The sequence below is a fragment of the Streptomyces corallincola genome (assembly GCF_019104725.1).
Taxonomy (GTDB): Bacteria; Actinomycetota; Actinomycetes; order Streptomycetales; family Streptomycetaceae; genus Streptomyces; species Streptomyces corallincola.
Map to the genome: position 1 here is coordinate 56,617 of NZ_JAHRXF010000028.1, position 15,584 is coordinate 72,200.

Here is a 15,584-nt window from a genome sequence, read left to right on the forward strand (position 1 = left end):
CCGGCCCGGACATGCCTCGGCGCGCCGCCCGCCCGTGAGGGGGGAGGCGCGCCGAAGTGCTGTGACGGGGGCGGGTGTTCGGGCCGTGCCGAACCCGCCGCGCGGCCGTCAGGCCGCGTCGAGCATGCCCGCGCGCAGCCGGGCCAGCAGACGGGTGATCAGCCGGGAGACGTGCATCTGGGAGACGCCGAGCCTGTCGCCGATCTCCTTCTGGGTCAGCTCCTCCACGAACCGCCAGTGGATGATCTTCCGGTCCCGCTCGTCGAGTTCACCGATCATCGGGGCGAGCGCGTGGAAGTCCTCGACCAGGCCGAGGGCGGTGTCCTCGCCGCCGATGAAGTCCGCGAGCGCGGCCTCGCCGTCGTCACTGCCGCTGATCGCGGCGTCCAGGGAGGCCGACTTGTAGCCGTTGGAGGCGAGCCGGGCCTCGACGATCTCGTCCTCGGAGAGGCTCATCAGCTCGGACAGTTCACGGGTGGTCGGGGTGCGGCCGAGCCGACTGCGGAGTTCCTCGGTGGCGCGGGCCAGCTGGACGCGGGCCTCCTGGAGGCGGCGCGGCACGTGCACGGCCCACGAGGTGTCCCGGAAGAACCGCTTGATCTCACCGACGATGTACGGCACCGCGAAGGAGGTGAACTCGACCTCGCGGGACAGCTCGAACCGGTCGATGGCCTTGATCAGGCCGATCATGCCGACCTGGACGATGTCCTCCATCTCCTCCGGTCCGCGGCTGCGGAACCGGCCGGCCGCGAAGCGGACCAGGGACATGTTCATCTCGATCAGCGTGTTGCGGGCGTACTGGTGCTCCGGGGTACCCTCCTCGACGCGGGCGAGCCGGTCGAAGAACAGCTTCGACAACTCCCGTGCGTCCTTGGGCGCGACCTTGGAGGGATCCGCGATCTCCGGCACCTCGGTGGTCCGCTGAACGTGCTGCACGGTCGTCGTCATCATGTACCCCTCCCACTGGGTCGGTTCTCTTCTCGCGCCGGTCCGCAGGAACCGACGAACGCCCGTCTACCCCGGGTCCACCCGCTCATGCACGGCCGAACGGATTCAATCCTGGAAAAGATGTTTGCGGGCGCTTCCGTCGGGATCGGACCGCTGGTGGTCCTCCGTCAGCCGCAGCCGGGCGGTGACGCGTTTGCCGACGGTTTCCGGCCGCACGGTGAGGCGTTCGGCCACCGCCTCGACTATCTCCAGTCCGTGCTGGCCGATCCGGCGGGGGTCCGCCGCGCGGGGCGCGGGCAGTTCCGGGGCGCTGTCCCACACCTCGATCTCCAGCACTTGGCCGTCGATGCCGAGGCTCACAAGGATGGGGCCGGGGGCGTATTTGCGGGCGTTGGTGACGAGTTCGCTCACCACGAGCTGGGCCAGGCCGACGGCCCGTTCGGTGACGGCGGGACCGTCCGCCGCGCGGGTCCGGGTCAGGTAGTCGGCCGTGAGGTGGCGTGCCTCGGCTATGCAGGGGCCGTCGCCGTCGAGCGCGACGGTCAGGTCCGACGCCCCGGCGCCGGGCCCGCCGACGTGCTCCTCCAGCGGTTCCGCGTTCATCGGGTCGGCCCTCCCCACACCCGTATCGGCCGTCCGGGACCGGTCCGCACCCCCCGGTGCACCGGGACCGGCCGGTCGGATCGCCCACAGCATACGGGGCGGCCCCCACCGCACACCGCCCGCCCGGATCGTACGAGAACCTCGACCCGGAACGATCATCGTGCTGGGATGCCCCCATGACCGCATCGTCCGCCGGGTCCGCCCCGGCCACCGCCCTGTACGACCGCATCGGCGCCGGATACCGGGACGTGCGCCGCCCCGACCCCCGGCTCGCGGCGCTGATCCGGGACGCCCTGTCCGGCGCCCGTACGGTCGTGAACGTCGGCGCGGGGGCAGGGTCGTACGAGCCGGAGGGGGCCGAGGTGACAGCCGTGGACCCCTCCCGGGTGATGCTGGAACAGCACCCCGGCCGCCGGAAGGTGCTGGCGGGCGCCGAGCGGCTGCCGTTCGCCGACGGGACGTTCGACGCGGCGATGGCGGTGCTCACGGTGCACCACTGGTCGGACCGGAGGCGCGGGCTCACCGAACTGCGCCGGGTGGCGCGCGGGCAGGCGGTGTTCACCTGGGACCCGGACCACTCCCCCGAGCTGTGGCTGATCGAGGAGTACCTGCCGGAGATCCGGACGCTGGAGCACGGCCGGTTCGCGTCGGTGGCGGAGACCGCCGAGGCGCTGGGCGCGCACACGGTCGTGCCGTTCCCGATCCCGCACGACTTCACGGACGGTTTCCAGATCGCGTACTGGCGGCGCCCGGAGGCGTTCCTCGACCCGGTGGTGCGGCAGGCCAGTTCGACGTTCGCGCAGCTCGGACCGGCCGTGGTCGAGCCCGCGATGGAGCGGCTGCGCGCCGATCTCGCGTCCGGGGCGTGGCACCGCCGCCACGCCGGTCTGCTCGGCCGTGAGAGCGTGGACTACGGCTACCGTCTGATCGTCGCCGGTGACATCGGGCCGGGCGCGGGCTGATCCGGTCCCGCGCCGGGGCCGGGCGGGCGCGGGTGGACAGGCGGGGGTCGGACGAGCCGGGAGGTGCGGATGCTGGCAGCGCCCATGTGGGACTTCGCCAACGGCCAGGGGGTGCGGCAGCTCTCCGAACTGGGACTGGCGCTGCTGCTGTCGAGCCTGATCGGCTGGGAGCGGGCGGCCAAGCAGAAGAGTGCCGGGCTGCGCACCCACACCCTGGTCGGTGTGGCGAGCGCGCTGATGATGGTCGTCTCCCAGCACGGTTTCACCAATGTCCTCGGGCTGCCCAACGTCTCCTTCGACCCCTCGCGGGTGGCGGCGCAGATCGTCTCCGGCATCGGTTTCATCGGCGGCGGTCTGATCTTCGTACGGCAGGACGCGGTACGGGGGCTGACCACGGCGGCGACGGTGTGGCTGACCTGTGCGGTGGGCATGGCGTGCGGGGGCGGGCTGCCGATCCTGGCGCTGGCGGTGACCGCGCTGCACTTCCTGGTGGTGCGCGGGTTCCCGCCGCTCGCGGCGCGGCTGGTGCCGGAGTCGGTGTCCACGGTGTTCCAGGTACGGCTGACCTACCGGACGGGGACGGCGCTGCTGCCCCGGCTGATGCAGATGTGCACCCGGCGGGGTTACCGCATCGCGCGGTTCCGGGTGGAGCGGCTGCCGGACCGGGCGGACGACGCGGCGCGGGTGGTGCTGGAGCTGGAGGGCACCGCCGATCCGACCCCGCTGGCGGCGGAGCTGTTCGACGACGACGGGGTGCTGGACGTGTCCCTCTCGGTGGCGTCGGACGACGAGTGAGCGGCGGGCGGGTTCTCCGGACGGGCCGTCTCACCCGCCGGACCCGCGCTTGCGCTTCCTCGGGGGTCTGACCCAGTCCAGGGAGCGTTCCACGGCCCGCTGCCAGTTCTCGTACTCCCAGGCGCGGTCGTCGGGGTCCATGTCGGGGAGCCACTGGGCGGCGCGGTGCCAGTTGTGGCGGAGCACCTCCAGGTCGGGCCAGTACCCGGCGGCGAGTCCGGCGGCGTAGGCGGCGCCGAGGGAGACGGTCTCGGCGACCATCGGGCGGACCACGGGCACGTCGAGCACGTCCGCGACGAACTGCATCAGCAGGTTGTCCGAGGTCATGCCGCCGTCCACCTTCAGTTCCCCGAGGGCGACGGCCGCGTCCGCGTTCATCGCGTCCACCACCTCGCGGGTCTGCCAGCCGGTGGCCTCCAGGACGGCGCGCGCGAGGTGGCCCGCGGTGATGTAGGAGGTGAGGCCGACGACGACACCGCGCGCGTCGTCGCGCCAGCGGGGTGCGAAGAGGCCGGAGAAGGCGGGGACGATGTAGCAGCCGCCGTTGTCGTCCACCGTGCGGGCCAGGGTCTCGATCTCGGCGGCGGAGCCGATCAGGCCGAGCCGGTCGCGGAACCACTGCACCAGGGCGCCGGTGACGGCGATGGACCCCTCCAGGGCGTAGGCGGGCGGGGCGTCCCCGATGCGGTAGGCGACGGTGGTGAGCAGGCCGTGCCGGGAGCGGACGGCCTCGGTACCGGTGTTGAGCAGCAGGAAGCCGCCGGTGCCGTAGGTGCACTTGGCGTCGCCGGGCGAGAAGCAGGTCTGGCCGAACAGCGCGGCCTGCTGGTCACCGAGTGCGGCGGCGAGCGGCACGCCGGTGAGCGGGGCGCCCGCCTCGCCGTAGATCTCGGCGGAGGAGCGGATCTCGGGGAGGATCGCGCGGGGCACCCCGAACAGGTCGAGCAGGCCGTCGTCCCAGGTGAGGGTGCGGATGTCCATGAGCATGGTGCGGGCGGCGTTGGTGGCGTCGGTGAGGTGCAGGCCGCCGTCGGGACCGCCGGTGAGGTTCCAGACGAGCCAGGTCTCGACGGTGCCGAACAGGATGTCGCCGTTCCGCGCGCGCTGTTCCAGGCCCTTGACGTGGTCGAGCAGCCAGCGGATCTTCGGGGCGGCGAAGTAGGTGGAGGGCGGCAGGCCGCACCGGTCGCGCAGGACGTCCTCGCCGGGGCCGCGGCGCAACTCCTCGACCAGGGGCGCGGTGCGGGTGTCCTGCCAGACGACGGCACGGGCGACGGGGATGCCGGTGCGGCGGTCCCACAGGACGGTGGTCTCGCGCTGGTTGGCGATGCCGACGGCGGCGATACGGCCGGTGTCGAGACCGGCGGCGGACAGCGCCTCGGGGACGATCCGCTTCAGGTTCTGCCAGATCTCCAGGGCGTCGTGCTCGACCCAGCCGGGGCGCGGGAAGTGCTGGCGGTGCTCGCGCTGAGCGACGGTCACCATGCGTCCGCGCTGGTCGAAGACGATGCAGCGGGTGGAGTTGGTGCCCTGGTCGATGGACATCACATACCGCTCCGGCATGATCGGGCCGCCTTCCGGTTCGGGTCGCGCCGTCCTTCCGGCTGGGCGCCGGGTGTGGCGTACGGGTCACCAGCGGGCGGCGCCCAGGTCGCGGGAGATGGCGCGGGCGGCCTCCCGCACCAGGGTGACCAGGGAGGGCCGGGGGTGGCCCCGCGCGTCGCAGATCCGCTCGACCGCCCCGGACACGCCGACCGCGCCGACGACGAGTCCGCCGTGCCCCCGGATCGGGGCGGCGATCCCGGCCTCGCCCATGCTCATCTCCTGGATCTCCGCGCCCCAGCCGAGTTCCCGGATCTCCGCGAGGGCGCGGGCGAGCGCGTCCGGGGTGACGAGGGTGTGCCGGGTGTAGGCGGCGGGTCCGTCCGCGTCCCGGTCCGGGTCGGGTGGGGCGGCGCCGTAGGCGAGCAGCACCTTGCCGAGGGAGGAGGCGTGCAGCGGGAGCAGCGCGCCCACGTCGAGGGTCTGGAAGGTGTCGTCGGGGCGGAAGACGTGGTGGACGACGAGGACGCCGCGCTCCAGCGGGGTGCCGAGCCGTACGGCCTCACCGCTGCGGGCGGCCAGGGCGTCGGCCCAGTTCAGGGAGCGGGAACGGAGTTCGTTGCCGTCGAGGTAGCTGGTGCCGAGGTGCAGCAGGGCGGCGCCGAGCCGGTACTTGCCCGTGGCCGCGTCCTGCTCGACGAAGTCCACGTGCTGGAGGGTGCGCAGGATGCCGTGGGCGGTGCCCTTGGCGAGCCCGAGCGAGGCGGCCACCTCCCCGAGCCCGAGTCGGCGGCGGCCGACGGCGAGCAGCCGCAGGACCGCCGCCGCCCGTTCGATCGACTGGACGGGTCCGGCCATGAAGCGAGCGTACGACCGCGCGGGGAGGTTCGCCGGGCGACCGGGGGCGGCCGGGGGCCGGGCGGACGGGCGGCCGGGGAGGCGATTCGCCGTACGGGTACTGGGGTAGCGGCGACGGCGTTCGGTAATGCCGACCCTCGTTCATTGACCCGCCCGATTTGTCTCCCTAACGTACGTCGGAGGTCCGAACGCGTCCGAGGTCGGCACGGTCGGTGCAGGCACCTTCAGGAGGGAACATGGCAGCACAGCCCCGTACGCTGCTGCGGGAGACCGGCGAGCACGAGTGTCCGCTGACTCCCGTCCCCGGCTCCGTCCCCGCGGTACGCCACCGGGTGCGGTCGGTGCTGACCGGCTGGCACGTGGCGGCGGAGCTGGTGGAGGACGCTCTGCTGGTGGTGTCGGAGCTGGTCACCAACGCGATCGTGCACGCGCTGCCCCCGGCGGTGCTGCGGCTGTCCTGGCTCCCGGCGGGCACCCTCCGGGTCGAGGTGGCCGACACCGGTCCGGCCATTCCGACCTGCCGGGTACCGGGCGACTTCGATCCCGACGAGCACGGGCGGGGCATGACCATCGTCCGGGCGCTCGCCGCCCGGCACGGCATCCGCGTGCACGGGACCGGCGTGACCTGGTGGGCGGAGCTGGACGCGGCCTGAGGGTGCGCACCCGCGACTCCGCGTGCCGGGCACTGGCCGTGCCCCCGCGCCGTACCCCCTGCGTGGGCCGTCCCCCCTGCGCCGGGCGTGCCGTCAGCCCGGTGCCGCGCCCGGATGGAACTTCGGCACCCGCACCGTGATCTTCGTGCCCGCGCCGACGCCCGTCTCGATCACCAGGCCGTGTTCGTCGCCGTAGAGCTGGCGCAGCCGCATGTCCACGTTGCTCAGTCCGATGCCCGCCGCCGGGTCGCCCCGGCCGCGGAGGATGTCGCGCAGGCGCCGCGGGTCCATTCCGGCGCCGTCGTCCTCGATGACCACCCGCGCCGCGGTGCCCTCGTCCTCGGCGGCGATGGTGACCCGGCCCCGTTCGGCGGAGGCCAGCCCGTGTTTGAGGGCGTTCTCCACCAGCGGCTGGAGGCACAGGAAGGGCAGCGTCACGGGCAGCACCTCCGGGGCGATCCGCAGCGTCACCTCAAGCCGCTTCCCGAACCGGGCGCGGGCCAGCTCCAGATACTGCTCGATGGAGCGCAACTCCTCGGCCAGCGTGGTGAAGTCACCGCCCCGGCGGAACGAGTACCGGGTGAAGTCCGCGAATTCCAGGAGCAGTTCACGGGCACGCTCGGGGTCGGTGCGGACGAACGAGGCGATGCTCGCCAGCGAGTTGTAGATGAAGTGCGGGGAGATCTGGGCGCGCAGGGCGCGGATCTCGGCCTCGATGACCCCGGAACGGGCCCGGTCCAGTTCGGCCAGTTCGAGTTGCACGGCGACCCAGCGGGCGACCTCCTCCGCCGCCCTGGCCACGGCCGCCGACGGCCGGTCCCCGAACGCGACGAGCGCGCCCCGTCCCCCGCCGCCGAGCGGCGCGACCACCCCCCAGCGCACCGGACAGGTCTCGTTGCCGCAGGTCAGCGCGTAGGCTCGGGGGCGTCCGGTGCGCAGCGCGTGGGCAAGCGGGTCGGCCAGGTCTGCGCGGTGGTGGTCGCCGACCCCGTCCCAGGCGAGCACGGTCTCCTCGTCGGTGAGCGCCAGGGCGACCGTGCCGAGCAGGGGCCGCAGCCGCCGGGCCGCCTTCCGCGCGGTGTCCGGGGTCAGCCCGGCGCGCAGCGGGGGCGCGGCGAGCGAGGCGGTGTGCAGCGTCTCGAACGTGGCCCGCTCGACGGGGGTGCCGGGTCCGGCGGGGTTCTCCTGCTGCCGCCGGGCGCCGACGTGCCCGAGCACGGCCCCGAGCGCGAGGAGGGCGAGCGCCCCGAGGGCGAGCAGGACGGTCCCGAGGGCGGTCACGCTTCCCCGCCCCCGCCCCCGGCCCTGCCTCCGCCCCCGCCTCCGGCCCTGCCACCGGCCCCGCCCGCGTCGCCGCCTCCGGTCCTGCCCCCGTCGCCGCCCCTGCCCCGCTCCGGCAGGTGCAGGCGGGCCATCATCGCGCCCGTGCCCGCCGGTACGCGGTCGCGGGTGGCCAGCGAGACCAGGATCATCGCGGCGAAGCCGAGCGGCACGGACCAGACGGCGGGCCAGGCCAGCAGGGTGGGCAGGGGGCCGGTGCGGGCGGGGGAGGTCATGGTGACGGCGACGGCGGCGAACGCGGAGCCGCCGCCGAGGAGGAGTCCGGCGACCGCGCCGGGCGCGGTGAGGCCGCGCCACCAGATGCCGAGCAGGAGCAGCGGGCAGAACGAGGCGGCGGACACCGCGAAGGCGAGGCCGACCGCGTCGGCGACGGGGAGGTCCCCGACGACCGTGTTGGCGGCGGTGGGCACGGCGATGGCGGGCAGCGTGGCGAGCCGGAAGTGCCGGACGCCGAGGGTGGGCAGCACGTCCTGGGCGATGACTCCGGCGACCGACATGGTCAGCCCGGAGACGGTGGACAGGAAAGCCGCGCACGCCCCGCCCGCGACCAGCGCGCCGAGCAGATCGCCCCCGGTGCCGCCGATGAGCCGCTGCGGCAGCACCAGCACGGCCGCGTCGGTGTCGCCGGTGAGCATCAGATCGGGCGCGTAGAGCCGCCCCAGGACTCCGTAGAGCGGGATCAGCAGATAGAACGCGCCGAGCAGGCCGAGCACGACGAGGGTGGTGCGGCGGGCGGCGCGGCCGTCGGGGTTGGTGTAGAAGCGGACGACGACGTGCGGCAGGCCCATCGTGCCGAGGAAGGTGGCGAGGATCAGCCCGTAGGTCGCGTACAGGCCGTGCTGGGCGCGTCCGGCGGCGAGGGGTTCCGCCCAACTCGACGTGCCGGAGGCGTTGTCGCGCTCGGCGGGCAGGGGGACGGGGGCGCCCGGCGGGAAGCGTACGGTGCTGCCCGCGTCGATGCGGTGGGTGCCGGGCGCGAGGGTGAGCGGGCCGCCGGTGCGGCGGGTGCCGTCCACGGTGCCGGTCGCGGTGACCCGGACCGGCGCGTCCAGGGTGAGGGTCAGCGGGCCGTGGGCGCGGACCGGGGTGGAGCGGTGGAAGACGGGCCGCTCGTCCCAGGAGGGCGCCGGGGTGTGGTCGGCGCGCCAGGCGAGCAGCAGGAAGATCGCGGGCACCAGCAGCGCGGTGAGCTTCAGCCAGTACTGGAACGCCTGCACGAAGGTGATGCTGCGCATGCCGCCCGCGGCCACCGCGACCGTCACCACCCCGGCGACGACGAGTCCGCCGAGCCAGCCGGGCGCCCCGGTCAGCAGCCGCAACGTCAGCCCGGCGCCCCGCAGTTGGGGCAGCAGATACAGCCACCCCACGCCGACCACGAGGATGCTGGCGAGCCGCCGTACGGTACGGGACTCCAGGCGGGCCTCGGCGAAGTCGGGCAGGGTGTAGGCGCCGGAGCGGCGCAGCGGGGCGGCGACGAAGGCCAGCAGCACCAGGAACCCGGCCGTGTAGCCGATCGGGAACCAGAGCATGTCCACGCCCTGCGCCAGGACGAGTCCGGCGACGCCCAGGAAGGACGCGGCGGACAGGTACTCCCCGCTCACCGCGAAGGCGTTGAGCCGGGGCGGCACGCTGCGCGAGGCGACGTAGAAGTCCGAGGTGGTGCGGGAGATCCGCAGGCCGAGCGCGCCGACCAGCACCGTGGCGAGGACCACGGCGGACACCCCGGCTATCGCGTACGTGTGGTTCAACGGGCCTGCTCGTCGGCCTCGTTGCGCTCGGCCCGGCGGACGTACCAGGCACCGGCGCAGAGCAGCACGGGGTAGGGGGCGGCGCCGAGCAGCAGCCAGACGACCAGGGTGCCGTGCGGCGCGGCCGGGGCGGGGCCGAGCAGGCGGAGCAGGACGGGGAGCGGTCCGAGGGTGGCGGCGAGGAACGCGACCACCGTGAGCGCGGCGCGCAGTTGGCGGCGCATCAGCGGCCGGGTGCGGGCCTCGTCGTACGGCGCGGGGCGGGGCGCCGGGGAGTTGCGGGACAGGGTCCGGCGGGCACGGGCGGCCGGGCGGCGCGCGCGGGGGGCGCCGGTGACGACCTCTCTGCGCGGGACCGGTTCCGCCCCCATGCCGCAACTCCCCCGCCGTGGTGATCGCCTCGTCGCCGCGAGTGTACGCAGCGTGGCGGGGGTGAGGTAGACGGGCGGCGGCGTTCGGCACAGGACCGCCGCACCGCGCACCGCGTACCGCGCACCGCGCGCCGGATGACCGGTCAGCGGTGCGGGCGGCCCACCGCGCCCTGGGCGTGCCGGGCGAGCAGGTCGCGCAGCTCGCGTGCGTTGCGGCGGCTCACGGCGAGGGTGCGCTCCCCGATCCGGACGGTCAGGTTGCCGCCCTCCAGCCGGAGTTCCTCGATGTGGCCGAGGGCGACCAGGCGGCTGCGGTGTATGCGGACGAAGCCGTGGGCGCGCCACTGCTCCTCCAGGCCGGACAGCGGGACCCGCAGCAGATGACTGCCGTGCGCGGTGTGCAGCCGGGCGTAGTCGCCCTGGGCCTCGACCCAGGTGATGTCGGGGATGGCCACGAACCGTGTGACACCGGCGAGTTCGACCGGGACCTGATCGGCGAGCGCGTGGGCGGGGTCCTCGGCGGCGGGGGCGGGCCGGGGTCCCTGTCCGGCGCGGGTGAGTTCGGCGACCCGGCGGACGGCCTCCGCGAACCGTTCCCGGCGCAGCGGTTTGAGCAGGTAGTCCACCGCCTTGAGGTCGAACGCCCGCAGCGCGAAGTCCTCGTGGGCGGTGACGAACACGATCAGCGGCGGTGCGGGCAGCCCGCCGAGCAGTTCCGCGACACCGAGGCCGCCGAGTCCGGGCATGTCGATGTCGAGGAAGACGACATCGATCCCGTCGCCGCCCCCGTCCGACGGACCGCCGGATGCCGCCGCCGCGTCGGCCGCCAGCACGGCCAGCGCCTCGGTGGTCCCGCCCGCCGCGACGACGGAGGCGATGCGCGGGTCCTCACCGAGGAGGTACACGAGTTCCGCGAGGGCGGGCTCCTCGTCGTCCACCGCGAGCGCCCGCAACAGCCCGCGCCCGCCCGTGACTTCACCGGACCGCGTCCGCCCGGCCGCAGCACCCGTCTCCCGCATCCGCCCCGCTCCGCTCTCGTGCCCGCCCCTGCGCCCCGTACCCGGCCGACGTCACCCGGTATCCGGCCCCTCGCGCATCCTCCGTCGAACTCCCCACTCAGGTCGAGCCGTTGGGCGCGTCTCCGGACAACGGGTCTGCGGGCCCGCCGGGTTCAGTCGGGCAGCGTCACGCTCACCCGCTCCCCCGGTCCGACCCGCACCACGCGGTCCGGGAGCCGGATCGAGAGGGGGCTGCGTCCGGGGGCCGGGGGCACCTCGACGTCGAGCCGCCCGGCGAGCAGCCGCAGCCGTACGTCCTCGTGGTCGCGGTAGCGCAACGAGAAGCCGTACGAGGAGAGTTCGGGCAACGGCACCGGATCGAGGCGGAGTTCGCCGTCGCGGGTCTCCAGGCCGGTCAGGCAGCGCTGGACGAGGTCGAGGGTACCGGCCATCGCGCCGAGGTGGATGCCCTCGCCGGTGGTGCCGCCCTGCACGTCCGCGATGTCGCCGCGCAGCGCCTCCTGCACGAACGTCCAGGCGTCGGCGCGCCGGGCGCGGGCGAGTATCCACCCGTGCACCAGCCCGCTGAGCGTCGAGCCGTGGGTGGTGCGGCGCAGGTAGTGGTCGAGGGTGGCGCTCCAGGTCTCCTCGTCCAGCCGGTGCCCCAACCGGGCGAACAGCGAGCGGAGTTCGTCCGGGGAGAACAGATAGCCGAGCATCAGCACATCGGCCTGCTTGGACGCCTTGTAGCGGTTCACCGTGTCGTCCTCGGCCTCCAGGACGCGGTCCAGGCGGCGGATGTCGCCGTACCGTTCCCGGTAGCCCTGCCAGTCGAGTTCCGCGAGGTCGCCGTAGCCCTCGAACTGGCTGATGACGCCCTCGTGGAAGGGGATGTGCAGGGTGCGGGAGACCTCCTCCCAGTGGGCGGGTTCGCTGTCGTCCAGGCCGAGGCGCTCGGTGAGTTCGCCGCGCCGCCGCCCGGGCAGGCCGTCCATGAGTTCCAGGGCGCGGGCGAGCACCCAGGACGCGGTGACGTTGGTGTAGGCGTTGTCGTCCAGGCCCGGTTTGGAGGCGTCCGGGTAGCCGTCGTGGTACTCGTCGGGGCCGACCACGCCCAGGATGCGGTGCCGTCCGAGGTGGTTGTCGTAGACGGCGGAGGAGGCCCAGAAGCGGGCGATCTCCAGCAGGGTCTCGGCGCCCTCGCCGTGCAGGAAGGCGGTGTCACCGGTGGCCTCGCAGTAACGCCAGATGTTGTAGGCGACGGCGGAGCCGACGTGCCGCTGGAGCCGGGAGTGGTCCGGCAGCCAGCGTCCGGAGCGCGGGTTGAGGTGGAGTTCCTGGGTCTCCTCACGGCCGTCGCTGCCGCTCTGCCACGGGTACATCGCGCCCCGCAGCCCCGTCTCGCGGGCCGCTTCGCGGGCGGTGTCCAGGCGCCGGTGCCGGTAGCGGAGCAGGGCGCGGGACACCTCGGGCAGCCGCAGGTTGAGAAACGGCAGCACGAACAGCTCGTCCCAGAAGACGTGGCCCCGGTACGCCTCGCCGTGCAGACCGCGCGCGGGGACGCCCGCGTCGAGGACCGTGGTGTGCGGGGAGAGGGTGGCCAGCACATGGAACAGGTGCAGGCGCAGGATGCGGCCGGGGTCGCCGGGCACGTCCAGCGCGGTGCGCCGCCACAGCCGCTCCCAGGCGGCGACATGGCTGCCGAGCAGTTCGTCGAAACCGGGCGCGGCGGCGACCCGTTCGAGGGCCGCGTCGAGCGGGTCGCCGCAGCCGGGATCGCGGGAGGTGTGCAGGGCGACGGTCTTGTCCACGGTGACCGTCCGGCCGGGTACGAGGTCCAGGCGCAGCCGCCGCACGGCCCGCCGCTCCTCGTGCGCGTCGGTGACGGCGGGCGGGTCCCCGGCACCGAGCCCGGAGCCCGGCCCGGTGTCGAGGCGCGCGGCGAGCGCCACGGCGATCCGGGAGGTACGGGTCCGGCAGCGCAGCCACGCCGGTCCGGGCGTCGTGCCGCCGGTCTCCACGCAGGTCAGATGCCGTCCGTCCAGCTCGCGGTAGCGGGCCACCCCGGAGTTGGTGACGGTGCCGTCGAGCGCGGCCTCCACATCGAGCGTGAGGGCGCCACCGGTCGCCGTGAGGTCGGTGCGCAGCACGGCCAGATACGGGTCGGCCATGTGCACGAGCCGCAGCTGCCGGACGAGGAGGGAGACACCGTCGCCCAGCGGGTAGCGGGTACGGCGCTCCAGGACGCCCGGATCGAGGTGCAGCGCGAGGTGGTGTTCCTCGGTCGGCGCGGTGTCCGGGGTGAGCCAGGCGCCGCCCGCCGGGCGGAGGCGGAGCGGCAGCCAGTCCGGCAGGTTCACCATGTCCTCGTTGCCGACCTCGCGTCCGGCGACCTCGGAGACCAGCCGGTCGTAGACACCGGCCGCGTAGGTGCCGGGGGCGTGCGTGTCGTCGGCCGCGCACTCCGGCAGCGCGCCGCGCGTGGCGAAGCGGCCGTTGCCGAGCGTGCACAGGGACTCCCGCAGCCGTTCGTCGGCGGGCTCGTAGCCGTCGTACTCCCACAGCAGACCGGTCACGGGCACTCCTCCCGTCGGTCGCCCCGGCCGTCCGCCCCGGAGGTTCCCGGGGCGCATGGCCGGGCCGCGCTGGGCTGGGCTGGGCGTTCCGGAGAACGCCGACCGCACGGGCCGGGACCCGCGCTGCCGTGCCCCTCGCGTATCCAGGGGGCACGGAGTTCACACACGTACGGCGCGCACCCGCGCACGGGCCCGCACTCGGCCGGGTGCGGGCCGCAAGGGCCGCTCAGCCCGCCGTGACCTCGTCCGCCTCCCGGCGCCCGGTGTCCGCCCGGTCGCCCTCGGCGCGGGCGGCGAGCTGGGTGCGGTGGAGTTCGGCGTACCGTCCCCCGGCGGCCAGCAGCTCGTCGTGCGTGCCGCGCTCCACGATCCGGCCCGCTTCCACGACCAGGATCAGATCGGCGGCCCGTACGGTGGTCAGCCGGTGGGCGATGACGACGGCGGTACGGCCCTGGAGCGCCTCGGTGAGCGCTTCCTGGACGGCCGCCTCGGAGGTGTTGTCCAGGTGGGCGGTGGCCTCGTCGAGGACGACAACGCGCTGCCGGGCCAGCAGCAGCCGGGCGATGGTCATGCGCTGGCGTTCACCGCCGGAGAGCCGGTAGCCGCGCTCGCCGACCACGGTGTCCAGGCCGTCCGGGAGGGTGCCGACGACCTGGGTGAGCCGGGCCCGGTCGAGCGCGTCCCACAGTTCGGCCTCGGTGGCGTCGGGGCGGGCGAGCAGCAGGTTGGCGCGGACGGTGTCGTGGAAGAGGTGCCCGTCCTGGGTGACCATGCCGACGGTGGCCCGCAGCGAGGCGGCGCGCAGCTCGCGCACGTCCCGGCCGCCGACCCGGACGGCGCCGGAGTCCGTGTCGTAGAGCCGGGGCAGGAGCTGGGCGATGGTGGACTTGCCCGCGCCGGAGGAGCCGACGAGGGCGACGGTCTGGCCGGGTTCGGCGCGGAACGAGATGCCGTGCAGGACCTCCGCGCCACCCCGTGTGTCGAGCGCGGCGACCTCCTCCAGGGAGGCGAGGGAGACCTGATCGGCGGCCGGGTAGGCGAAGCGGACGTCGTCGAACTCGACGGCGACCGGCCCCTCGGGCATGTCCACGGCGTCCGGGCTGTCCTCGATGAGCGGCTTGAGGTCGAGCACCTCGAAGACCCGCTCGAAGCTGACCAGCGCGCTCATCACCTCGACGCGGGCCCCGGCGAGCGCGGTGAGCGGGGCGTACAGCCGGGTCAGGAGCAGGGCGAGCGAGACGACCGCGCCGGCCTCCAGGGTGCCGTGCAGCGCGAACCAGCCGCCGAGGCCGTAGACGAGGGCCAGGGCGAGCGCGGAGACCAGGGTGAGAGCGGTGATGAACACCGACTGCGCGGTGGCGGTGCGCACCCCGATGTCCCGGACCCGCGCGGCGCGGGCCGCGAACTCCGCCGACTCCTCCTCGGGCCTGCCGAACAGCTTGACGAGGGTCGCGCCGGGTGCGGAGAACCGCTCCGTCATGCGGGTGCCCATCGCCGCGTTCAGCGCCGCCGCCTCCCGCTGCATCCTGGCCATCCGGCCGCCCATCCGGCGGGCGGGCAGCACGAACACGGGCAGGAGTACGAGCGCCAGCAGGGTGATCTGCCAGGACAGGGTGAGCATCACCGCGAGGGTGAGCACCAGGGTGACGAGGTTGGTGACCACCCCGGACAGGGTGTTGGCGAACGCCCGCTGCGCGCCGATCACGTCGTTGTTGAGGCGGCTGACCAGGGCGCCGGTGCGGGTGCGGGTGAAGAACGCGACAGGCATGCGCTGCACGTGGTCGAAGACGGAGGTGCGCAGGTCGAGGATCAGGCTCTCGCCGAGTGTGGAGGACAGCCGCCTGCCGAGGACGCCGAGTCCCGCCTCGGCGAGCGCCACGGCCGCGATGAGCAGCGAGAGCCGTACGACCTTCCCCGAGTCGTGCCCCGCCACGATCGCGTCCACCACCCGCCCGGCCAGTACCGGCGTGGCCACGGCGAGCAGGGCGGTCAGGACGCCGAGCAGGACGAAACGGGCGATGCCCGCGCGGTGCGGGCGGGCGAAGGCGGCGATACGGCGCAGCGTGGCGCGGGCGAAGGGGCGGCGTTCCTCCTGTGCGTTCATCACGCTGTGCAGTTGGGTCCAGGCGGTGGTCTCCATGCTCATGGGACGAACGTAGAACCTGAAGTGTCGTTGAGGCCAAGGCAGG

General features: G+C 74.2%; 13 protein-coding genes. 3 read left to right on the forward strand and 10 right to left on the reverse strand.

Annotated features, from left to right (window positions below):
• Nucleotides 1-108 precede the first annotated feature (108 nt).
• Both KUM39_RS18405 and KUM39_RS18410 read right to left on the reverse strand, forming a co-directional pair.
• Nucleotides 109-951, reverse strand: coding sequence for an RNA polymerase sigma factor SigF (locus KUM39_RS18405; RefSeq protein WP_217786785.1), 843 nt, complete (start codon nt 949-951; stop codon nt 109-111).
• 102 nt (nt 952-1,053) lie between these two features.
• Nucleotides 1,054-1,551, reverse strand: a complete 498-nt coding sequence (locus KUM39_RS18410) for an ATP-binding protein (RefSeq protein ID WP_217786786.1) — start codon at nt 1,549-1,551, stop codon at nt 1,054-1,056.
• Between the two features lie 176 nt (nt 1,552-1,727).
• Here KUM39_RS18410 and KUM39_RS18415 point away from each other — a divergent pair, with 176 nt between their 5' ends.
• Together KUM39_RS18415 and KUM39_RS18420 are read left to right on the forward strand one after the other, a co-directional pair.
• On the forward strand, nt 1,728-2,513 hold the full coding sequence (locus KUM39_RS18415) for a class I SAM-dependent methyltransferase (RefSeq protein ID WP_217786787.1): 786 nt from the start codon (nt 1,728-1,730) through the stop codon (nt 2,511-2,513).
• 63 nt (nt 2,514-2,576) lie between these two features.
• Nucleotides 2,577-3,308, forward strand: coding sequence for an MgtC/SapB family protein (locus KUM39_RS18420; protein ID WP_217786788.1), 732 nt, complete (start codon nt 2,577-2,579; stop codon nt 3,306-3,308).
• Between the two features lie 30 nt (nt 3,309-3,338).
• On the opposite strand, the gene glpK is transcribed toward KUM39_RS18420, so the two are convergent.
• Both glpK and KUM39_RS18430 read right to left on the reverse strand, forming a co-directional pair.
• Nucleotides 3,339-4,871, reverse strand: a complete 1,533-nt coding sequence (gene glpK / locus KUM39_RS18425; protein WP_217786789.1) for a glycerol kinase GlpK — start codon at nt 4,869-4,871, stop codon at nt 3,339-3,341.
• A gap of 66 nt (nt 4,872-4,937) precedes the next feature.
• Entirely contained in the window at nt 4,938-5,708 is a 771-nt protein-coding gene (locus KUM39_RS18430; RefSeq protein WP_217786790.1) for an IclR family transcriptional regulator, read from the reverse strand.
• A 236-nt stretch (nt 5,709-5,944) separates the two neighbouring features.
• Here KUM39_RS18430 and KUM39_RS18435 point away from each other — a divergent pair, with 236 nt between their 5' ends.
• The gene (locus KUM39_RS18435) at nt 5,945-6,361 is read left to right on the forward strand and encodes an ATP-binding protein (protein WP_217786791.1); all 417 of its coding nucleotides are present in this window, start codon (nt 5,945-5,947) and stop codon (nt 6,359-6,361) included.
• A 93-nt stretch (nt 6,362-6,454) separates the two neighbouring features.
• On the opposite strand, the gene KUM39_RS18440 is transcribed toward KUM39_RS18435, so the two are convergent.
• The 6 genes from KUM39_RS18440 to KUM39_RS18465 form a co-directional block, all read right to left on the reverse strand.
• Nucleotides 6,455-7,642 (reverse strand): sensor histidine kinase, encoded by a 1,188-nt coding sequence (locus tag KUM39_RS18440; RefSeq protein WP_217786792.1) that lies wholly within the window; start codon nt 7,640-7,642, stop codon nt 6,455-6,457.
• Nucleotides 7,639-9,450, reverse strand: a complete 1,812-nt coding sequence (locus KUM39_RS18445; RefSeq protein ID WP_217786793.1) for a sodium/solute symporter — start codon at nt 9,448-9,450, stop codon at nt 7,639-7,641. The genes KUM39_RS18440 and KUM39_RS18445 overlap by 4 nt, the downstream gene beginning before the upstream one ends.
• Complete coding sequence (locus tag KUM39_RS18450; protein ID WP_217786794.1) at nt 9,447-9,821, reverse strand: hypothetical protein; 375 nt, start codon at nt 9,819-9,821, stop codon at nt 9,447-9,449. The genes KUM39_RS18445 and KUM39_RS18450 overlap by 4 nt, the downstream gene beginning before the upstream one ends.
• A gap of 143 nt (nt 9,822-9,964) precedes the next feature.
• Nucleotides 9,965-10,777 (reverse strand): LytR/AlgR family response regulator transcription factor, encoded by an 813-nt coding sequence (locus tag KUM39_RS18455; protein ID WP_246620360.1) that lies wholly within the window; start codon nt 10,775-10,777, stop codon nt 9,965-9,967.
• Nucleotides 10,778-10,992: 215 nt separating this feature from the next.
• Nucleotides 10,993-13,395, reverse strand: a complete 2,403-nt coding sequence (locus KUM39_RS18460; protein ID WP_217786796.1) for a glycoside hydrolase family 65 protein — start codon at nt 13,393-13,395, stop codon at nt 10,993-10,995.
• A gap of 226 nt (nt 13,396-13,621) precedes the next feature.
• A complete protein-coding gene (locus KUM39_RS18465; RefSeq protein ID WP_217786800.1) occupies nt 13,622-15,535 on the reverse strand; it encodes an ABC transporter ATP-binding protein in 1,914 nt (637 codons plus the stop codon).
• Nucleotides 15,536-15,584: the final 49 nt, after the last annotated feature.